The sequence below is a fragment of the Malaciobacter canalis genome, assembly GCF_008000835.1.
In the GTDB taxonomy this organism is placed as follows: Bacteria; Campylobacterota; Campylobacteria; order Campylobacterales; family Arcobacteraceae; genus Malaciobacter; species Malaciobacter canalis.
Genome location: NZ_CP042812.1, coordinates 1,827,938 through 1,849,339, shown reverse-complemented (window position 1 = coordinate 1,849,339; position 21,402 = coordinate 1,827,938). Strand labels below are relative to the sequence as shown.

Below are 21,402 nucleotides of genomic sequence, written 5' to 3'. Positions count from 1 at the left end.
TTAAAGGTTAAATATTGCTTCTTTATCAGCCAAAAGATGGTTATTGTTACAATAGTGACACTCATTTTTTATATGACTTTATAATGAGAAATTTAAATCAATTTAAAAATATTAATGGTGAAATTTTGGACATTGGTAGTGGTAGTGGGATACTTGGTCTTTTATTAGCAAGAGATAATCCCAAGCTTAGTTTAAATCAGTCTGAAATTCAAGAGAAGTTTCAATTTTTAAGTCAAATAAATAGCAAATGCAATAAAATAGAAGCTAATATGTATAAAGGTTCATTTTTACAACAAGAGTTTGATAAAAAGTTTGATATTTGTGTTTCAAACCCGCCTTTTTATCATAGTAGTGTAATAAAAAGTGAAAATGAAAGTTTAAAAATTGCAAGATATAATGATTCTATGCCTTTAGAAGAGTTTATCTCAAAAACAAATAGAGTTTTAAAGCCAAAAGGAAAATTTTTCTTTTGTTATGATGTAAAACAAATAAATGAAATACTATTGCTTTTAAATAAATATAAATTTAATTTAGAAAGTATGCAGTTTGTTCATCCTAAAAAAGACAAAGATGCAACTTTGGTTTTAGTTTATGCAAGAAAAGATTCAAAATCTTTAACAAAGACTTTATCTCCTATTTTTGTTTTTGAAAAAGAGGAATTTTCAAAAGAGGCTTTAGAAGTCTATACAAAATGTTCAACACATAGTATAAAAGTAGAGATATGATTTTAAAAGAAAATGGTTATAATTATTGCTTTGATGCAAATGTTTGTTCAAGTTGTCAAGGTAATTGCTGTATTGGTGAAAGTGGTTATATTTGGATAACTAAGGAAGAAATAGATAACCTAAGTAGATATTTAAATATAAGCTTAGAAGAACTAAGATTGAAGTATTTAAAAAAAGTAGCATATAAATATAGTTTAAAAGAGATAAAACTAGAAGAAAATAATTATGCATGTGTTTTCTTTGACTTAAAAAAAAGACAATGCTCTATTTATGAAGCAAGACCAACACAATGTAGAACTTTCCCTTTTTGGGACTATTTTAAAAATAATGAAAAAGAGGTGTATGAAGAGTGCCCAGCTATAAAACCCTTGTAATAATAATCTTATCACTGTTTTTTGTATCTTGTGTAGGAAATAAAAACTTACAAAGAAGCGATATTAAACTATTTGAAGCAGAAGATCAATATATACTTTTTGCATTGGAATATGAAAAAAATAGAGATTTTTATAAAGCAAGACAAGTATATTTTGAACTATTTGATAAAACAAATAGATATGAGTATTTACTGAGATTTTTGACTATAAGTATGCAACTTTCAAGATTTGAAGATGTAAAAGAGTATAGTTATAAATATTTAGATGAAGATACAGCTCATTATGAAGATGTATTAAGATTTTATGCGATATCTTTATTGAAATTAGGTGAATTAGATGAAGCTTTAAAGGTATCATTACAACTTCTTGAAAGATTTAACAATTCTGATAATTATGAATTAATCGCAAATGTATATTTTGAAAAAGAACAATATAAACAAGCAGAAGAGTATTTTGAAAGTGCCTATATCTCAAATGTTAGTGGAGATACACTTACAAATCTTGTAGATGTTTTATACTCATATTTAAATAAAAAAGAGAAAGCAATATCATATTTAGAGACACATATTAGACTTTATGGTTGCCAAGGTGGAGTTTGCACAAAACTTTTTTCTTTTTATTCAGAACAAAAAAATATAGATGGAATTATTTCAGTTCTTAAAAAGTCATATTTTGAAAATAAAGCAAAAGGTGATTTATTTTCTATGAATAGAACTTATAAGTATTTAATCGCTTACTTAGAACAAAAAAATATTGATGAAGCAATAAAATTTTTAGAAGAGAATAGAGTAGATGATTTTAAACTATTAACTTTATATCAAAAAAAAGATGACAAAAAAAATGCACTTAAACTTTTAAAAGAGCTTTATAAAAGTACAGGAAATATAGACCTTTTAGCACAAATTGCTATTTTTAAATTTGAAGTTGCAAAAGATAAAAGAAAAGTATTAAAAGAGGTTATTGAAAAGTTTGAGAGTGCATTAATGATTTTAGATAATCATATTTATCAAAACTATTTAGGCTATTTACTAATTGATTATGAAGTTGATATAAAAAAAGGTGTTTTATTGGTTGAAAAAGCTTTAAAAAAAGCTCCTAACAATGTAGCATACATTGACTCATATGCTTGGGGTTTATATAAAGAAAAAAGATGTAAAGAAGCATATATTCAAATGAAAAAAGTAGTAGATGCAATAGGACTTGATGAACCAGAAATTAAAATGCATTGGAATAAAATTAAGGAGTGTAAATAAGTGATTTTAGATGAAATTATTGAAAAAACAAAAGAGGATTTAGAAAGAAGAAAAGTTGAAATTCCTCTTGACTTACTTGGAAGAAGTTTATCTTCAAATCCATATGCCCCAAGAGATGTAAAAAAGTATCTTACATCTACAAAAGATGAACCTGTAAGAATTATAGCAGAAGTTAAAAAAGCAAGTCCTAGTAAGGGTATAATAAAAGAGGATTTTGATCCACTTGCAATTGCACAAGAGTATAGTGCAAATGGTGCAAATGCAATCTCAGTTTTGACTGAACCTCACTATTTTAAAGGTGATTTGGAGTATTTAACTCAAATAAGAAGATATGTTCCAACACCACTTTTAAGAAAAGATTTTATTGTAGATAAGTACCAAATAGTTGAAGCTTTAGTTTATGGAGCTGATTTTATCTTACTTATAGCAAAAGCTTTAAGTACAAAAGAACTAAAAGAGTTATATGAGTATGCTTTATATGTAGGACTTGAGGTTTTAGTTGAAATTCATGATAAAGAAGACTTAAGTAAAGCTATGAAATGTGGTGCAAATATAGTAGGAATAAATCATAGAAATTTAGATACTTTTGAAATGGATATGCAACTTTGTGATAAATTAATTCCTATGATACCAAATGGAAAAATCATAGTTGCAGAAAGTGGAGTAAGTAACACAGAAACTATAAAAAGACTTAGCTCAATTGGAGCAGATGCCTTCTTAATTGGAGAACATTTTATGAGAGTTCCATCTATTAAAGATGAACTTGAAACTTTTAAAAACGCTATAAAATAACATAAAGATTTTATAAAATCTTTATGTTATTTCTACTTTAAACTAAATATATTTACAAACTTACAAACTTTATTTTTATAAATTATAGTTTTTATTTTAAATTTTATAAAATTTTGATGAAAAATACCAAAAATGCATTATAATTACACTATAGAATTTACTAAGGAAAAGATTTATGAGAATATACATACTATCAAGAAATGCAAAACTTTACTCAACAAGAAGACTTGTAGAAGCAGGTGAACAAAGAGGTTGGGAAATTAGAGTTATTGATTACTTAAAGTGCAGTATTGAGATTATGAAAGGTGAATTAAAAATTAGCTATTTTGGTGAAGAGTTACCAAAACCTGATGCTATTATTCCAAGAATTGGAGCAAGTAGAACTTTTTATGGTACTGCTATGGTTAGGCACTTTGAGATGATGGATGTATTTACAGTTACAGGAAGTTTAGCTATTAAAAGAAGTAGAGATAAATTAAGAAGTCTACAAATACTTTCAAAAAAATCAATAGATATGCCAAAAACTGTTTTTGCTTCAAATGAATCAAGTGCAAAAGATGTAATAGCTCTAAGTGGTGGTGCTCCTCTTGTTTTGAAAATACTTGAGGGAACACAAGGTGTAGGTGTTGTATTAGTTGAGAGTGAAAAAGCAGCAAAATCAGTACTTGATGCTTTTTATGGGATGGATGTAAACTTACTTGTTCAAGAGTTTATTGAAGAGGCAAATGGATCTGATATTCGAGTTTTAGTAGTAGGTGGTGAAGTTGTAGGAGCTATGAAAAGACAAGGTGCTGAGGGTGATTTTAGATCAAACTTACATCAAGGTGGAACAGCAATGGCACATAAACTTACAAGAAAAGAAAAAGCTACAGCAATAGCAGCAGCAAAAGCTATGGGATTAGGTGTATGTGGAGTTGATATGATTCCCTCAAAAAGAGGACCTCTTGTAATGGAAGTAAACTCTTCTCCTGGTTTAGAAGGAATTGAAACATCAACAAACCTTGATATTGCAGGTAAAATTATGGATTATATTGCTCAAAATGTAACACCAAGTAATGATACATTGAGAAAAAGAAAACTAAGAAAAGATAATATTGGAGCATAATAAAATGGACAAAGATTTTGTAACTTTAGGAGAGCAAAATATTCCTAAAGGGGTAAACATTACAATAAATCTAGAGCTTCCAAAGCTTTATAATACTCCAACAAAACTTCCTATTCATGTAATTAGGGGTAAAAAAGATGGTCCAGTAGTTTTTGTTAGTGCTGCTGTACATGGTGATGAATTAAATGGTATAGAAATAATTAGAAGATTAAGAAAATTAAATATTTTAAAAAGATTAAAAGGTACTCTTATTCTTGTTCCTATTGTAAATGTTTATGGAACTATGACTTTATCTAGATATATGCCAGATAGAAGAGATTTAAATAGAAGTTTTCCAGGTTCTGTTAAAGGTTCACTTGCAAGTAGGGTGGCTAATATATTTTTCAAAGAGATTGTTTCAAAATGTGATTTAGGTATTGATTTACATACTGCTTCTATTCATAAATCAAACCTGCCTCAAATTAGAACAAATACAAAAGATGAGTTTACTTATAAACTTGCAAAAGCTTTTGAAGCACCTGTTGTTTTACACTCAGAATTAAGAGATGGCTCTTTAAGACAAGTGGCACAAGAAGAGGGTATCCCTATTTTATTGTATGAAGCAGGGGAAGCTTTGAGATTTGATGAAACATGTATTAGAATAGGAGTAAAAGGCATTGTAAATGTATTAAGAGAGTTAAATATGCTTCCTATTTCAAAAAGAAAATCTAAAAGATTACCAGTTATTACAAGAAGTAGTCAATGGATAAGAGCAAGTGAAAGTGGAGTTTTAAGAACAATCAAAGCCTTAGGAGATATTGTAAAAAAAGATGAAATCATTGCTTTTATAGATGAACCATTTGGAGATGCTTCTTTTGAAATAAAATCATTATTTGATGGAATAATTATTGGAAAATCAGAAATACCTTTAGTTCAAGAAGGTGATGCAATTTTTCATATAGCTAAGTTTAAAAATCTAGAAGCTGCTGAAACAAAAATAGAGTATTTTAATGAAGAAATTTTAAATGATAGTGAGTTTTTTGAACTTAATAATGAAGAGATAATAGAAGAGTAAAGATACAACTATTTAGTTGTATCTTTTTTTCTATTTTTAAGTAAAACGATTATTCCAAATAGTCCAAGTAAAAGACCTAATACACTTAAAATTTTCATGTATCTTTCATAAGGTGTTTTTTCAAACTCTTTAACTTTTTGGTTCTCATCTATAGTAATTTTAAAATCTTTAATATGTGCTCCATGATCACTTCCTACATTTATAACTACTCTCCATTGTCCATGGCTATCAGGTATAAATGCAAAGTTTCCATTTACATCCGTTTTTCCTTTTGTAAATGGAAGTGAAGCTTCTGGTGCATAAATAGTAATATCTGCATCACTAATTGCTATATTATTAGGTGCAGTTACTCTAACTCCAACTGATCCATCAACTAATTCATAAAATACACCATGTGCAAATGCACTTAGGTTTAATAATAATGCTGTAATTATAGCTCTTAAAATCATACTATTTTACTTCAAAAGAAATACTACTTTGAATAGTAATACTATTTACATTTATATCACTTACTTCATCACCTACAAAAACAGCAGCAATAATTTGTAAACCTTTGTTTTTTACTGGGATATTAGCAATTCCATACTTATTTGTTTTAACATTTAAATCACCATAATCAGAAGTTTCAAAAGATGCATTTTCAAAAGCTTTTCCATCTTTTAATACTAATACTGGAAGTTTTTCTCCTACTTTAATATTTAATGGATTAATTAAAGGAATCACTTCAAGTTTCATTCCAATTGGTTTTAAGAAACTATCACTCCATTGAAAATATCTTTTTCCATATTTAACACTTTTTAAACTATTATAAACAATACCTTTATATTTTGATGGGTTTTTTATAGCTTCATAACCATTATCTCCCTCAACCCAATAACCAGCATCAAAAGTTAAACTAATCATTGCAGGTTTTTTAGCAGTTAAAAGTGTAGTACCTTTTGAGTAATCAATTCCTGTTTTAATAATATTATTGTTTAAATCATAAGCAGTTGCACCTTTTAGTTGCTTTGCTTCAAATTTTTGATATTTTCCATGTGCCCAAAATTGAGCTTGGTAAGTGTTGTTCTCAGCTTTTTTTGCAGTAATTTGGTGAGCAAACATTGTAGATGTTGCAAGAACTAAAGCTAACGTGAACTTTTTCATAAAATCTCCTTAATTTATTTTTATAAGTAGATTTTAATCTATAAAACATAAACTATTCATAATAAAAGTTAAATCTTATGTACTTTTAGCACAAAATAATAAAAAAATATAAGAGAAAAAAACTTTTCTCTTATTTAAAAAGGCTTGAACCAACTCTTATCATATTTGAGCCACACTTTATTGCAAGTTTAAAATCATTGCTCATACCCATTGAACAATATTTTGCTCCAAGTGGTTTTAATTCATCAAAAATAATTTTTGTTGTATTAAAACTTTTTTCAATAATTTCTTCATCTTGTACATGTGCTCCAATACTCATAACACCTTTTAGTATTATATTTGGGCAAGTTTGTATAATTTGCTTGTAAATTTCTATTGCATCTTCTGGCATAACACCTGCTTTACTATCTTCTTTAGCAGAGTTTATTTGAAGTAAACAGTTCATCTTTTTATCTTTTGCTTCAAGTTTTTTGTTTAATTCTTGTGCTAATTCAATCGAATCTAAACTTTGCATAAGTGTTGGTTTTAAATCAATAAGATTATTAATCTTATTTTTTTGTAATCTTCCTACAAAGTGCCATTCAAGTGGTAAATCCTCTAAGTCAGTCATTTTTTGTTTTAAATCTTGAACTTTATTTTCACCAAAAGCTCTTTGTCCAGCTTTATACAAAGTAGAAACATCTTTACTTTCACTATATTTACTAATTCCAATTATTTTAACAATATGGTGTTCAGAAAGTTGAAGCCTTGCATCTTCAACATCTGCAATTAGTCTATCTAAGTTATCAATTGCTTTTTGCATTTGCATAATATTAACCTTTTAAAAATATTCTATTAATGTCGTTATAAATACCTAGTAACATTAGTGAACCTAATATAAACCATCCTAAAAGTGTTAAGTACATAAATACTTTGTCACTTGGCTTTCTTCTTGTAATTATTTCATATAAATTAAACATTATATGCCCACCATCAAGTGCAGGAATTGGAAGAAGATTTAGTACACCTAAATTAACTGAAATTAATGCACTTATTGCTAAAAGTGCAATAAAACTTGATTCACTTGCATCTGATATTACTTTACCAATAGTTATAACTCCACCAATTTCACTACTTGGAATTATTCCTTGAATTAATTTTTGTACACCTTTGAAAATCATTGTTGATGATTCGATTGTTTTATCATATGCATATGAAATAGCTTCAATAGGCGAGTGATAAATAGTAACAAGTTTAGGTGCTGGAGCAATTCCTATCATTCTTTTTTTGATTTTTTCTCTAAAAATATTTTCAGAATCATTTATTTCAGGATTTATAACAAAGGTTCTAAGTTCATTTCCCCTTTGAACATAGAATTTTAAAGCTGTTTTTGTTTGTGTAATTGTTTCACCAATTTGTTTCCAAGTTTTTATATCTGTTTCATTTATTCTAACTATTTTATCTTCAGCTTGAAGCCCAGCCCTTTGAGCAGGAGATCCCTCAATAATTTTTCCAATTGTTGGAGATAAAGAGTTTGCTCCTAATATTGCTATTGAAAAGTATAATACTGCTGCTAATAAAAAGTTTGCAAAGGGTCCAGCAAAAAGAATAATAATTCTTTGCCAAGGTTTTTTATTGTTATATGAATCATTTCCATTTTCTACAAGACCTGGTTTTGTGTCATCTTGACCTTTCATTTTTACATAACCACCAAGTGGCACTAATGCAAACTGCCATTCAGTTCCCATCCATTGTTTTGAATAAAGTTTTTTACCAAATCCAATAGAAAATACATGAACTGTCACTCCAAAATATCTTGCTGCTAAAAAATGTCCTAATTCATGTATAAATACAAGAATTGATAGAACAACTAAAAAAGTAATAGTACCCAATATAATCTCCAATTAATCTTTATAATAATCTCTTAAATATTCATATCCAGAATATAAAGTTAGTATAACAGCCAACCATAAAAGCTGTGTTGCGTATGGCCAATTCATAAGTAAAAATCCAATTGCAATCATTTGAACAACTGTTTTTATTTTACCTATCATTGTTGAAGCGACATTTCTTCCCTCATCAGCTGCTACAACTCTAAGTCCAGTAATGAAAAATTCTCTTGAAAGTATTAAAAAAACTGCCCATGCAGAGGCTCTATCTATTACCATAAGTCCTAGAAAACCTGCAAGAATAAGCATCTTATCTGCAAGTGGATCAAGAATAGCTCCAAGTTTAGTCATTTGATTCCAGTTTCTTGCTATGTAACCATCAAAAAAATCTGTAACAGAAGCAATAACAAAGATTAAACCAGCAAAATAGTCTAACCATGTTGGATGCCAAGAAGAGAAAATAACATTTTCTCTATCTACTAAAAACCATAGCATTAGTGGGGCTAATGCTATTCTAAAAAGTGCTAATATATTTGGTAAATTAAACATAAACTATTTAAATGTAGTCCCACCATCTACAATTAACGTGTGTCCTGTTACCCATGATGCTTCTTTTGTACATAAAAAATAACAAGCACTTGCTAAGTCCGTTGGTTGTCCCATTCTATTTAATGGAGATAACTCTGCTGTTTTATCTCTAACTTCTTCATAGTTTGTAAAGGCTTTAAGTGCATCTGTATCAATTGGTCCACCACTTACAGCATTTACTCGAATTCCCATATCTCCTAGTTCTGTTGCTGCATATCTAACCATTGCTTCAACTGCTGCTTTATTTGTTCCATGTCCCGCATAGTTTTCAATATATACTAAGTTTCCAGTACTACTTAAACTAACAATTGAACCACCACCTGTTTTTTCCATTCTTTTTGCAGCTTGTTGTGCTCCACAAACAAAGGCATTAACAGTTGCAGTATAGATATTGTTTAATCCTCTTGGTTTAAGTTTCATAAATCTACCATATCCACCAACAACTGCTCTTCCATAAATCATAGCATTTGAAATAAAAAAATCAATTCTATCAAAATCTTTGTCAATTTCTAAAAATAGTTCTTTATATTTTTCAGGCTCAAGTATATTAAAAGGGTAGCATCTACACTTTACCCCAAATTTTGATTCAACATCATCAGCTATTTCTTGTGCTACTTGAGCATTTGAATTATAAGTAAAAGCTACATTTACACCCTCTTGTGCAAATCTATAAACGCATGCTTTTCCTATACCTTTTGTTCCTCCAGAGATTACTAGAGTTTTACCTTTTTTGTTTTCTTTCATTATTTAATTACCTCATAACCTTTTAGTACATCTTCTAATTTATTCATTGTCTCTCTACTTGGAGGAGTCAATGGTAATCTATACTCTAATGTATCAATTAACCCAGCAAGATACATAGCAGCTTTTATAGGAATAGGGTTACTTTCAACAAAAAGTGCTTTATTTATAGAGTATAAATCATCATTTATTTTTTTTGCAGTGTCAAAATCTTTATTAAATACACTATCAACTAATTTGCTTTTATAGTTTGGTAAAAGATTTGCTGTAACAGAGATAATACCTTTACCCCCATTTGCAAGCATTGCATAATCAATTGAATCTTCACCTGATATTACACAAAAATCTGGTCTTTTTGAACTTAACTCAATAGCTCTTTCAAGTGAACCAGTCGCTTCTTTTATTGCATAAATATTTGATACATCATCAAATAATCTAATAGCTGTATCAGCTTCTATATCAACACCTGTTCTACCTGGTACATTATAAATCATAAATGGTATTTCTACTGAACTTGCAATAGTTTTATAGTGTTGATATAAACCCTCTTGACTTGGTTTATTATAATATGGAGCAACAGATAAAAGTCCATCAGCTCCAACTTTTTGAGCATGTTGTGCAATACCTATTGCTTCATGTGTTGCATTTGAACCAGCACCTGCTATTACTTTAACATTTGTATCTTTACATGTAGCAACTGCTATTTCAATACATAATCTATGCTCTTCATGTGATAAAGTTGCACTCTCTCCTGTTGTTCCAACTGGAACAACTACATCTATACCTTGAGCTATTTGTCTTTTGATAAGTTCTTCATATTTTGCTGTATCTACTTTTCCATTTTTAAACGGTGTTATAAGTGCGGTCATCGCACCAATAATGTTTTGCATTGAACGATCCTTTATATATTTGCTTTTTTTATTTTTTAGTTGTAATTTTAAAGCTCTTCTTTTTCATCTTTCTCTCCCTTTTTTAAAATCACTGTAGTAGAATTATCTTTTATAAGATATTTTTTAGCAACTTCAATAATATCACTCTTTTTAAGTTTTTCTATATTTTGTTCATACTCAAAAAGTGGTTTTATATTATCTCTTACAAAGTAACTTCCTAAAAGAGAAGCAACTGAACTTGAGTTTTCAAGTGAGAAAATAAAATCAGCTTTTGTATTGATTTTTATTTTTTCAATATCTTTTTTAGAGATATTTCCTTTTTTTATATCTTTTATTATTTTTAATATCTCTTTTTCTACATCTTTTGTTTTAACATCTTGGTTACAAACAGCAAAGAATAGAAATAATCCTGGATCTTTAAGTTCAATATTATATGCATATATAGAATTAACCAATTTTTTTTCATCCACTAAAACTTTATGTAAAATTGAACTTTTACCTGAACTTAATAACTCACTTAATGCACTAAGTGCAACTTGGTCTTTATGTTCAAAATTTGGAATATGATAAGCCATAGCAAGCATTTCTACTTGACTATCTTTTTTTATAATTAATCTTTTCGCACCATCTTGTTTTGGTTCAACTGTGTATGATTGTCTTATTATCTCTTTACTATTTTTTATATTGTCAAAATATTTTTTTGTTTGCTCAAATACTTCATCTTTGTTAATATCTCCAGCAACTACAATAATTGCATTTTTTGGTTGATAAAATGTACTATGAAAGTTTCTAATATCTTCTATATTCCAATTTTTTATATCATTCATAAATCCTATTGGAGTCCAATGATATGGATGGTATATATAAGCATTATTAAAAAGTCTAAACTGCATATATCCCATAGGGTTATTGTCTGTTCTCCATCTTCTCTCTTCTGCTACAACATCTCTTTCTGGTTGAAACTCTTCATCTTTTAAAGTAAGATTTTGCATTAGTTCAGCAAATAGTTCAAGAGATTTACCCATATTTTTCGAGCTTGATTTTATATAATAGTGAGTGTAATCAAAACTTGTACTAGCATTGTTTACCCCTCCAAAACCTTTTACAATTTCATCAAACTCACCAGATTTTAGGTTTTTAGTTGATTTAAAATTTAAATGCTCTAACATATGAGCAATTCCACTTTTACCCATCTTCTCATCTTTGCTTCCCACTTTATAGAAAACATCTGTTGTTACAACATTTGAGCCATTATCCATAGGAATAGCTACAATTTGTAATCCATTTTCTAAGCTTTTTGTATAATATTTTGGTAAGCTATTACTACTCATAAGTTCCCCCATAAATATAGTGAAAAACAGTAGATATAAAATAGAACTATTTGTTCTTTTTATAACATTTTTAAGTTTCATCTTTTTCACCTTTTAGTTGTTTTTTAAATCTGCTCCAATAGCTTCACTAATGTGGCTATATCCATCTTTTTTCATAAGTTCTAAAATACCTTCATTTATATTTTTTACAGTTGAAGGTCCCTCAAAAATCATTCCTGTATATATTTGTACTAAACTAGCACCTGCTTTAATTCTTTTGTAGGCTTCTTGCGCTGAGCTTATACCTCCAACTGAAATTAAAACAGTCTTATCAAATAGCTCATTTGCTATTTCTTTAAATAGTTCATATGCTTTTTGGCTTAATACTTCTCCACTTAATCCACCAAAGTCTTTACACCCTGGAAGTAAATCATAATCAATAGTTGTATTTGTTGCAATAATTCCAGCAGCACCAGCATCAACAGCTGTTTTACATAGGTTTATAGCTGCTTGTGCTTGCATGTCTGGAGCTATTTTTAATAAAATTGGTTTATTTGTAAGCTCTTTTGCCATTTCAAATAATGCAGTGATAAACTCTTCATTTTGTAAATCTCTAAGATTTGGTGTATTAGGACTAGAGATATTAATTGCTATATAATCACTTGTTTTTTCAAATTTTTTAATTAATGTTTTATAATCACTTAAAGCATACTCTTCAGGTGTTGTTTTATTTTTTCCAATATTTACTCCAATTGGCAAAACAAAAGGATAAACTTTTTGAAGATTTTTAAGTACTGCATGTGCACCTTCGTTATTGAATCCCATTGCATTTTGTACAGAGTTCTTTTTTGGATATCTAAACATTCTAGGTTTTGGATTTCCATCTTGTGGTCTTGGTGTCATTGTACCAATTTCAGTATATCCAAAACCAAGTGCTGGCATTGATTTTACCATAGTGCAATTTTTGTCAAAACCTGCTGCTAGTCCTACTGGATTTATAAATTTTACATTGAAAATTTCTTGTGCAAGTTTTGGATCACTTACAAAATTTCTTTTTGTCAAGTAGTTTGTTATAATTCTGCATTTTGGAAGTGCTCTTAATCCAAGCTCTGCAATATTGTGGGCTGTTTCTGGTTGAAATAAAAATAGTACTTTTTTTAAATTTTTATAATTAAACACTATATTACCTTTTTGAAAATTTCATTATTTTATCCAAATTAGATTAAAAAGTCGTTTTAATATCATAGCAAGCCTCAAGATGAGGCTTGAAAGTTAGAAATTTGCTAAGTTATATAGTCTTTTATACTCTTTGCACTCTTTTTTTAGTTTTGATTCATTGCCAAGGCATACAATCTGACCTTTACTAAAAACGGCTATATTTGTTGCATGTTTTACTGTACTTAATCTATGAGCAATTACAAAAGTGATTTTATCTTTACTTATTTCATCTATTACTTCTGAAATTATAGATTCACTCTCGTTATCAAGTGCTGATGTTGCTTCATCTAGTATAAGTATTTGAGGATTCTTATATAAAGCTCTAGCAATTGCAATTCTTTGTCTTTGTCCTCCACTTAAGTTTGTACCAAATTCATCTAATTTAGTATAAATCCCATTCTCCATATCTTTTATAAAATTATATGCATGGGATTGTTTTAATGCTTTAATTACTCTTTCTTCATCTATTTCTTGTCCATAAGCAATATTTGCACAAACAGTATCATTAAAAATATAAACTCTTTGAGTAACTATTGAGATATTATCTCTTAATGATTTTATATCAAACTCTTTAATATTTTTATCATTAAATTTAATTTCACCACTATGTGTTTCATAAAATCTTACTATTAAATTTACTAAAGAGGATTTTCCCCCACCACTATCACCTACAAGTGCGAGAGTTTCACCTTGATTTACTTCAAGATTGATGTTTTTAAGTGCAGGAATATCATCATATCTTAAGTTTACATTTTCTAAAGTTATTTTCTTTATCTCTTCATTTAGTATTGTTTTACCAGATGGAATATTACTTTTTATATCAAATAGTGAATTAATTCTATCATTTGCAGCAAGTGCAGCTTGCATTTTGTTGTATAAAGATGATAACTTTTTAATAGGTGTATAAAGCATAAATAAAGCAGTCATAAAAGAGAAGAACTCACCAACAGTTAAATCCCCATCAATAACTTTTGTACCACCAAGCACAATAACAGTAGCAATTGCTAAAGCTCCAAGTGTTTCCATTATTGGAGATACTAATTCATTGGTTTTTACACTTTTTATTGAAATATCAAAATACTTTTTATTATGTTTTTGAAATTTGTCTGTTTCGATTTTTTCCGTTGAATTTGCTTTTATTATTTCTATATTATTAAAAATCTCACTTAAATGACTTGTAATATCAGAGATACTTTCTTGAGAAGCATAAGAGAGTTTTTTCATTTTTTTTGCGAGTTTTGAAAGGGGTAAAATAGCAATTGGCATAACTACTAAGCCATAAAAAGCAAGTTCAGGACTTTGATAGATTACAACAAAAATCAAAGCAAAAATAGTTAGTGATTCTCTAATTAGTTCTGCAATTTGACTAGATACTGCTGATTGGATTTTATTTATATCATTTGTAATTCTTGATATAAGTTCTCCACCTTGTTTTTTTTGGAAAAAATCAATATCTAAAGTTAAGGTATGACCAAGTAATTTATCTCTGATTTTTCTAATTATATCTTGTCCTATATATGAAATATAATAAGATTGAATATATTTTCCAAAACCTTTTGCAAAATATAATAATATTACTAAAGCAGGGATTGTATAAAGTAAATCTAAATCTTTTGCTATAAAGATTTCATCAAGTAATGGCTTAACTACATAAGCAGAACCAGCAGTTCCTCCAGCAGCCAATGCCATACCTATAAATGCGTAAAAAAATTTAAGTTTATAGTCCTTGTAATATGGTATGTATTGTTTTAAAAATTGTTTCATAAAAATCCTAATCTAAAAATTAAAGCTGTAATTATAACAAAGATTTGTTTGTAAAAAGATTGAGAAATTTACTTAGTCCAAACTCTTTAATAGTTAGATAAAATAAAATGAACCCACTAAGTGTACTTGCTAATGCAAGTCCAGCTGCTTGATAAGGAATAATTAAAGCTAGTGAAAATACAATATTCCAAGCTAATGCTTTCATTGATATTTTTGCTGCTAAAAACTGTTTTTCATGGGAATATAACCAAAGTGAAAAAATTTTGGCTATTCCAAAAGGTAAAAGACCTATTAAATACATAATTAAAATCAGGGCTGTATTTTGTGTATCAATTTGTGTAAAAGCACCTCTTTGAAAAAGTAAGTAAATTATAAATTCATTGAATATTATTCCAATTATTGTTGCAATACTTAATAAAATAAAAAGTATAAAAGTTGATTTTTTTAAAAGCCGCAGTGCTTTTTGTTCATCTTTATTTTTTATAGCTTTTGATATCATTGGAAAAAGTGCAATTGATGTGGCAATTGCAAAAAGAGCTAATGGTAGTTGAAAAACTCTATTTGCATAATAAAGATAAGAGATAGATCCACTAACTAAAAATGAAGCTAACCAAGTATCTAAAAATGCTGAAATATGAGCTGTTGAGCTTCCTATTGTTGCACCTAAAAAGCTTTTATAAAATCTGTTTTCTTCTTTTTTCTTTCTATCAAAAGTGAAAATTTTTAATAAATTTTTCTTCTTAATTGCAATTAGATGAGCTATAACTTGTAAAAGACCACCAATTAAAACTCCATATGATAAATAGTATGTTATTTGGTACTTATCTAAATCTTTTGAGATTAATAAAGCCGCTATTAATGCTAAATTTAAAAGAGCCGTTGAAAATGCAGTTGTGGCAAAATGATTTTTATATTGTAATAAAGCAGCCATAAATGTAACTATGAATATTAAAGGCAAATAGTAAAAATTAATAGCTACAAGTGGTGCTGCTAGTTTTACAGTTTTTTCATCAAATCCTAATGCAATTGCTTTTGTTATTAATTCTGAAAAAAGTGTAACAAATAAAGATAAAATCAATAAAAAACCAATAAGTTGTAAAAAAATAATTGATGAAAATCTAATTTTATGTTTTGCTTTTGCATATGCTGGGATAAAAGCTTGTGTAAATGCACCTTCTGCAAAAATTCTTCTAAAAAGGTTAGGTAATTTAAAAGCAACAAAAAATATATCACTATATATATTTGCTCCCAAAATTGAGGCAGTTAGTAAATCTCTTATAAAACCTAAAATTCTAGAAAATAAAATACCACTACTATTTGTAAAAATTGATTTAATTAACATTTTGATATATTAGCCAAATCTTGCTTTAGAGGTTCAAAGAAATTATTGTATAATTATATAAAATTTAAATAAGGAATGTTTTGTTTTGAGTTATGAAGAGATTTTTATTTTAGGTTGGTTAGCAAATATTTTTATGATATTTGCAAATATTCTAGTTGTTTTAATGGTTGTGAAGACAAATGATGCTGAAAAATTAAAAGAGCAAAGTATTCAATTAAATGAATTAAAAAAAGAGTATGATAAATATTATCCATATCATAAACAAATGACATTGTTAGCTTATATGCTTCCTTTTACAGGCTTTTTCAAAGTAGGCTTTAAGTTATTTGAAATGTTTTTATTTTTATCAAAAAATAAAGAAGCAAATGTCTATAATTTTATTGAATATAAATATACAAAAGAGATACAAAAAGCTAAAAACTCTTAATTAAGTATCTCAAAATCACTTTTTTTATAAATTACAAGTTGTGGTTTTTGTCTAAAGTAGCCAATATGAGCTTTTTTTAAAAGAAGTTTCGTATTGTCTTTTGGAATTAGTTCTTTATCTTTAAAGTATATGCTAATTTTATTTTTATTGAAATATGCATATCTTTTTTTATAAGTAACTTTTAGTTCTTTTATTATTTCATTTTGAAATTTTATATTATTTAAATCTTCTGTATTATTTAAATAATATTCATCAATATTATCAAGTTTATTTTTTTCATTTATAATTGCAAGGCTTTTTATCTCTTTTAATCCATGAAAACTCTCAATTGAAAAGATTTTTAGGTCATATTTATAAAACTCTTTTAAATTTTTAGCATTATAAACAAAAATTGCACGATTGTTTTTTTGTTTTATAATAGCGCTTTTATCATTTTTATATATTACTACTGCATCTTTTATAATTAGAGGTTTATTTATATTATTTACTTTATACAAATCTTTTATTGAAGTTACATTTTGAGCTTCGTTTTCATATGCATTTACATTAAAACTTGCAATTATAGGAAGATGGTCTGAATAACCTTTATTTTGATGTACTCCTCTTTTTACTTCCCAATTGTTTATTTTATTATTTTTATATAAATAATTTGGTTTAAAAACTTTAAAACTTCCATTTATGTAAGATATATTTTTTCCATCAAATAAAGAGTAGGGTAAAAGCATATTATCAGGTGTTGTATTTCTTCCTCTATATTTATAAGAGAATCTTTCTTGATATGCTAACTCTAACCAAAGATTATAATGAGCTCTTTTTTCTTCTGTTTTAATAGATGTTTTATTTATAAATGTATTATCTTCATTTATAGTATTTAAAATATCATTTATTCCTGTGATATTTAAACTATCATCAAGATTTTTATTTAAATAAAGTGTTTGTTTTTCATCATAATTTGAATTAAAGTCACCCAAAATTATATAATCATAATCTTTTGGTAGTTCTTTTATTCTATTTAAAAGTGTGTAAGCATATTTTATTCTATAGCTCTCTTGTGCTTTTTTTGAAGGCCAATGGTTATTGAAAATCTTAAATTTTATATTTTCATAATAAAAGGTTGTTTCCATAATGGGTCGAAAGATTTTATTATTAAATTTTACAGAAATTTCTTTATTATGTAAGATTTTTATATCACTTAAAAAGCCAAGACCAACTGCGCCATTTTTATATTTAAAAAGTGATGTATATTTATATCTTGGAAGTTGTTTTTTTAAATCTTTTAAAACTTGTATTGATTCAATTTCTTGTAATGCAATAATATTTGCATCCAAATCTTTTAGAACTTTTGCAAGATTTTTTATTTTGGTGTTATATGTATTTTTATTCCAATTTGATTTTGTATTTGGTATGTATTGTTTGTATTCAGTTTTATCATATTTTAAATCAAAAAGGTTTTGAACATTATATGATGCAACTTTAAACTCATTTGCAAAACAAAAAGATAATAAAAATGTAAATAAAAATAGATATTTTTTCATATTTGGCTTATTGATAATAAAGTAGAGAGTTCTCTACTTTATTTTTTTGTATTTTGTCTTGATTGGTATTCTTGTGGATGTTTACATACTGGACACATTTTTAAAGCTTTTTTGCCTCTGTGTACATGTCCACATACTTCACAAATCCACTCTTCATCATCATCTTCACTTTCAAACTCTTTTCCTGATTCTAATCTTTCAAGAAGTTCTTTATACATGTTCTCATGTTCAATTTCGATTTTTCCAATCATTTCTAGCATTTTAGAGATTTGTCTATGACCTTCTTCTTTTGCAATTTTTGCAAAATCTGGATACATAGTTTCATTTTCATAATTTTCACCTGCAATTGCAATTTTTAAATTACCAATAGTATCTTCAAACTCTTTGCCAGTTAGCAATTCATTACAGGCTTTAAGTTCAAGTTTTGCATGCATTTTTTCATTGTTTGCAGCTCTTTGGAAGTGTTCTGCAATATCTCTAAATCCCTCTTTTTGAGCAATCTTCGCAAAGTATTCATATTTGTTTCTTGCCATTGATTCACCAGCAAAAGCTTTCATAAGATTAACAGCAGTTAAATTCTGTGTAATCATCTCCATTTTTTCGCCACAGCAGTGTAGTTCACCACCACCTACTGTTTGTACTTCAACAACATTTCCACATTTATTACACTTATAAGATTCATACTGTCTCATTTTATCTCCTAAAATATTTTATATAATGTTTAGATGAATATTCATCATTAGTGATTATAATTCATCTAAACTTAAAAAAGACAATATGATTAAGAAATAGATGCTTTAATCATCCAAATATTTTTTTCTAAATGTGCAATATTATCATCAGCAAATGCCACTGTTGTATTATCGCCATTTTCATCTGCAAGTTCTGAAAGTTTTTTAAACTCTTTTAAGAATTTTTCAAAATCTTCTAAAATATTTGACAATACATATTTTGCATCAAAATCTGTTTTTTTATCTTCTTTAATAAATGAGTTTTCAGTTATTTCACTTATTAATATTAGAGGTTTTTCATTTAATTGAAGCAGTCTTTCTGCTGCATCATCATAAATTGTACTAAATTCACCATATAGTTTTTCAGTCATTTCATGAATTGCAAAAAACTGTAAACCTTTTATATTCCAGTGATAGTTATGTACTTTAGTATACATTACTAAAGAACTTCCTTGTATTAGTTTTAACTGTTTTAATAGCTTTTTCATCTTTTCTCCTTTGGATAATTTTTTTCTTTAGATAAATTATATCAATAAAAACTTAAAGGAAAATAATTTTCCTTTAATAGTTTTTAATACTTATCTAATTTTTTTATTTTTTTAAATAAACTTATAATATCAAAAAAATTAGGAAATTAAAAGATATATATAGTAATATTTCACGAAAGGTATAAAAGGGTAGAAAAATGATTAATTATACAACTTTATTAAAAGAGTATGATTTAAAAGTTACTCCTCAAAGAGTAGCAATAGTTGAAGAGCTTTATTCAAATGGTCACATGAATATTGATGACCTATATAAAAAATTATTAGAAAAGTTTCCATCTATTTCTTTAGCAACTATTTATAAAAATATAAATGCAATGATAGAAAAAGTATTTTTAAATGAAGTTAAAATACCAAATGCAAAATCAGTTTATGAATTAGTAAAGGATGAACATTCACACTTAGTATGCTCATCATGCGGAAAGATAGAAGATGTTGATTTAGATATTTCTAATTTAGTGCAAGAAGCAACTTCTTCAAAAAATTATACTATAAATCAAGCAAGTATTATTTTTGCTGGAGTTTGTCCAGATTGTTCAAAATAGTTTAGTTTAAACTAAACTATTTTGAATTACAAGTGCTAATACTACAAGTAGTGCAATACCAGCAGATTTATTATAAAGTTTATTTGCTGTTATAAATACAAGCATTAATGATACTATAAATGCAGCTGCTATATCAAAAAAGTTTTTAGATAAATCTACATTTAATACACTTATAATAGAACTAACACCTAAAACCATAGTAAAGTTTGCTACATTTGAACCAATAATATTACCAATTGCTAAATCAGCATTATTTTTAAGTGCAGATTTAATAGAAATTGTAAGTTCAGGTAAGCTTGTACCAAAGGCAATTAAAAATAGTCCAATAGCCCATTCACTAATTCCAAATGTTCTTGCAATATTTGATGCACTATCAATTGCAAAATCTGCACCTACTACAACAAAAACAAATCCTATTAATAAAAGTACAATACTTTTTTTCCAATCAAACTTCTCTTTAGTAAGTTCTTCATCTATTTGTTCAACTTGGTTTGAACCAATTAAAAATAAAACATATCCTGCCATTAATAATAAAAATAAAATTCCATCAATAGCATTTAATTTTCCATCAATTGCCATAAGGATAAAAATTAATATTGGAAATAGTGACCAAGCAGAATCTTTTGCAAATAAATCCCTATCTGGAGATATTTTTTTTGCAACTAAAAATACTGCACCTAAAACAAGGGAAATATTAAATATAGTACTTCCTACTACATTTGCAACAGCTATATCTGCATTACCTTTAATAGCAGCAGACATTGATACAGCCATCTCAGGTAAACTTGTTCCTACTGCTACTAAAGTTGCCCCAATAACAAAATGTGAAATATTATAATGAAGTGCGATTTTTTCACTTTGTTGTATAATAAAATCAGCACCATAAATAAGTGCAGCCATAGAGATAACAAAAATTAAAAAATCCATTTTTACGAGTTCCTTACAATTAAACTATTTGGTAAATTATAATTTTTGATTAGTTCTTCTTCTTTTAATCTATGTTCACCATTGTCAACTTCATGGTCATATCCTAAAAGATGAAGAAGACCGTGTATAAATAAAAGAGTAAATTCATCTTGTGTTGAGTGATTATACTCTTTTGCTTTTTCTTGAACAAATTCATTTGATATAACAATAGAACCTAAAGGCATATCAGGCATATCAAACTCCAATGGAAAGCTTAACACATCAGTTGGCATATCTTTTTGTCTATACTCTTTGTTCATTTCTTGAATTTCACCATTATTTGTGATAATTAATTCAATATCTTTATTTGTTAAATTCGAAGTGATTTTTTCAAGTTTTTTTAAATCTACTTCAAACTCTACACGATTGTCTAAATCAATCATTAATTGTCCTATTTTTTTTGAAATAATATCTAAAATAGATTGAAATAAGATTAAAAAAATATTTAAGCAAGATTTAACTTGATAAGCGTTAGGTTTAAGAACT

General features: G+C 27.4%; 24 protein-coding genes. 8 read left to right on the top strand and 16 right to left on the bottom strand.

Features of this window, described 5'->3' with window-relative positions:
* The first annotated feature begins 83 nt into the window (after window positions 1-83).
* From ACAN_RS09165 to ACAN_RS09140, 6 genes are all read left to right on the top strand, one after another.
* Window positions 84-725, top strand: a complete 642-nt coding sequence (locus tag ACAN_RS09165) for a tRNA1(Val) (adenine(37)-N6)-methyltransferase (protein ID WP_228150600.1) — start codon at window positions 84-86, stop codon at window positions 723-725.
* On the top strand, window positions 722-1,099 hold the full coding sequence (locus ACAN_RS09160) for a YkgJ family cysteine cluster protein (protein WP_079578561.1): 378 nt from the start codon (window positions 722-724) through the stop codon (window positions 1,097-1,099). Before ACAN_RS09165 ends, ACAN_RS09160 begins: the two co-directional genes overlap by 4 nt.
* Window positions 1,075-2,352, top strand: a complete 1,278-nt coding sequence (locus ACAN_RS09155; RefSeq protein WP_079578559.1) for a tetratricopeptide repeat protein — start codon at window positions 1,075-1,077, stop codon at window positions 2,350-2,352. The genes ACAN_RS09160 and ACAN_RS09155 overlap by 25 nt, the downstream gene beginning before the upstream one ends.
* A complete protein-coding gene (trpC, locus tag ACAN_RS09150; protein ID WP_099333526.1) occupies window positions 2,353-3,144 on the top strand; it encodes an indole-3-glycerol phosphate synthase TrpC in 792 nt (263 codons plus the stop codon). It abuts the gene before it with no gap.
* Window positions 3,145-3,319: 175 nt separating this feature from the next.
* Entirely contained in the window at window positions 3,320-4,249 is a 930-nt protein-coding gene (gene rimK / locus ACAN_RS09145; protein ID WP_099333525.1) for a 30S ribosomal protein S6--L-glutamate ligase, read from the top strand.
* A complete protein-coding gene (locus tag ACAN_RS09140; protein ID WP_228150599.1) occupies window positions 4,239-5,303 on the top strand; it encodes a succinylglutamate desuccinylase/aspartoacylase family protein in 1,065 nt (354 codons plus the stop codon). Before rimK ends, ACAN_RS09140 begins: the two co-directional genes overlap by 11 nt.
* An 8-nt stretch (window positions 5,304-5,311) precedes the next feature.
* Here ACAN_RS09140 and ACAN_RS09135 read toward each other — a convergent pair whose 3' ends face one another.
* From ACAN_RS09135 to murJ, 11 genes are all read right to left on the bottom strand, one after another.
* Window positions 5,312-5,752, bottom strand: coding sequence for a hypothetical protein (locus ACAN_RS09135; protein WP_099333524.1), 441 nt, complete (start codon window positions 5,750-5,752; stop codon window positions 5,312-5,314).
* Between the two features lies 1 nt (window position 5,753).
* On the bottom strand, window positions 5,754-6,446 hold the full coding sequence (locus ACAN_RS09130; RefSeq protein ID WP_099333523.1) for a DUF4198 domain-containing protein: 693 nt from the start codon (window positions 6,444-6,446) through the stop codon (window positions 5,754-5,756).
* A gap of 130 nt (window positions 6,447-6,576) precedes the next feature.
* Entirely contained in the window at window positions 6,577-7,254 is a 678-nt protein-coding gene (locus ACAN_RS09125) for a YggS family pyridoxal phosphate-dependent enzyme (protein WP_099333522.1), read from the bottom strand.
* A 4-nt stretch (window positions 7,255-7,258) separates the two neighbouring features.
* Window positions 7,259-8,317, bottom strand: a complete 1,059-nt coding sequence (locus tag ACAN_RS09120; protein ID WP_099333521.1) for a M50 family metallopeptidase — start codon at window positions 8,315-8,317, stop codon at window positions 7,259-7,261.
* A gap of 12 nt (window positions 8,318-8,329) precedes the next feature.
* Window positions 8,330-8,863: a CDP-diacylglycerol--glycerol-3-phosphate 3-phosphatidyltransferase gene (gene pgsA, locus ACAN_RS09115; RefSeq protein WP_099333520.1), complete on the bottom strand. Its 534-nt coding sequence runs from the start codon at window positions 8,861-8,863 to the stop codon at window positions 8,330-8,332.
* Between the two features lie 3 nt (window positions 8,864-8,866).
* Window positions 8,867-9,646 carry an enoyl-ACP reductase gene (locus ACAN_RS09110; protein ID WP_099333519.1) on the bottom strand — a complete coding sequence of 260 codons (780 nt, stop codon included), beginning with the start codon at window positions 9,644-9,646 and terminating at the stop codon, window positions 8,867-8,869.
* Complete coding sequence (gene dapA / locus ACAN_RS09105; RefSeq protein ID WP_079577436.1) at window positions 9,646-10,533, bottom strand: 4-hydroxy-tetrahydrodipicolinate synthase; 888 nt, start codon at window positions 10,531-10,533, stop codon at window positions 9,646-9,648. Before dapA ends, ACAN_RS09110 begins: the two co-directional genes overlap by 1 nt.
* A gap of 47 nt (window positions 10,534-10,580) precedes the next feature.
* Entirely contained in the window at window positions 10,581-11,876 is a 1,296-nt protein-coding gene (locus tag ACAN_RS09100) for a M16 family metallopeptidase (RefSeq protein WP_404320348.1), read from the bottom strand.
* Between the two features lie 81 nt (window positions 11,877-11,957).
* Window positions 11,958-13,022 carry a quinone-dependent dihydroorotate dehydrogenase gene (locus tag ACAN_RS09095; RefSeq protein WP_099333518.1) on the bottom strand — a complete coding sequence of 355 codons (1,065 nt, stop codon included), beginning with the start codon at window positions 13,020-13,022 and terminating at the stop codon, window positions 11,958-11,960.
* Between the two features lie 93 nt (window positions 13,023-13,115).
* Complete coding sequence (locus ACAN_RS09090; protein WP_079577439.1) at window positions 13,116-14,825, bottom strand: ABC transporter ATP-binding protein; 1,710 nt, start codon at window positions 14,823-14,825, stop codon at window positions 13,116-13,118.
* Window positions 14,826-14,856: 31 nt separating this feature from the next.
* A complete protein-coding gene (gene murJ, locus ACAN_RS09085) occupies window positions 14,857-16,167 on the bottom strand; it encodes a murein biosynthesis integral membrane protein MurJ (protein WP_099333517.1) in 1,311 nt (436 codons plus the stop codon).
* Between the two features lie 85 nt (window positions 16,168-16,252).
* On the opposite strand from murJ, the gene ACAN_RS09080 reads away from it, so the two are divergent.
* The gene (locus ACAN_RS09080; RefSeq protein WP_079577441.1) at window positions 16,253-16,594 is read left to right on the top strand and encodes a hypothetical protein; all 342 of its coding nucleotides are present in this window, start codon (window positions 16,253-16,255) and stop codon (window positions 16,592-16,594) included.
* On the opposite strand, the gene ACAN_RS09075 is transcribed toward ACAN_RS09080, so the two are convergent.
* From ACAN_RS09075 to ACAN_RS09065, 3 genes are all read right to left on the bottom strand, one after another.
* Window positions 16,591-18,129, bottom strand: coding sequence for an endonuclease/exonuclease/phosphatase family protein (locus ACAN_RS09075; protein WP_099333516.1), 1,539 nt, complete (start codon window positions 18,127-18,129; stop codon window positions 16,591-16,593). The two genes, ACAN_RS09080 and ACAN_RS09075, sit on opposite strands and share 4 nt — an antisense overlap.
* A 38-nt stretch (window positions 18,130-18,167) precedes the next feature.
* Complete coding sequence (locus ACAN_RS09070) at window positions 18,168-18,821, bottom strand: ferritin family protein (protein ID WP_099333515.1); 654 nt, start codon at window positions 18,819-18,821, stop codon at window positions 18,168-18,170.
* A gap of 89 nt (window positions 18,822-18,910) precedes the next feature.
* Window positions 18,911-19,348: a Dps family protein gene (locus tag ACAN_RS09065; RefSeq protein ID WP_099333514.1), complete on the bottom strand. Its 438-nt coding sequence runs from the start codon at window positions 19,346-19,348 to the stop codon at window positions 18,911-18,913.
* 197 nt (window positions 19,349-19,545) lie between these two features.
* On the opposite strand from ACAN_RS09065, the gene ACAN_RS09060 reads away from it, so the two are divergent.
* On the top strand, window positions 19,546-19,950 hold the full coding sequence (locus tag ACAN_RS09060) for a Fur family transcriptional regulator (protein WP_079577445.1): 405 nt from the start codon (window positions 19,546-19,548) through the stop codon (window positions 19,948-19,950).
* A gap of 6 nt (window positions 19,951-19,956) precedes the next feature.
* On the opposite strand, the gene ACAN_RS09055 is transcribed toward ACAN_RS09060, so the two are convergent.
* Both ACAN_RS09055 and ybeY read right to left on the bottom strand, forming a co-directional pair.
* Window positions 19,957-20,877 (bottom strand): calcium/sodium antiporter, encoded by a 921-nt coding sequence (locus ACAN_RS09055; RefSeq protein ID WP_099333513.1) that lies wholly within the window; start codon window positions 20,875-20,877, stop codon window positions 19,957-19,959.
* A 2-nt stretch (window positions 20,878-20,879) separates the two neighbouring features.
* Complete coding sequence (gene ybeY, locus ACAN_RS09050) at window positions 20,880-21,299, bottom strand: rRNA maturation RNase YbeY (RefSeq protein ID WP_099333512.1); 420 nt, start codon at window positions 21,297-21,299, stop codon at window positions 20,880-20,882.
* Window positions 21,300-21,402 lie beyond the last annotated feature (103 nt).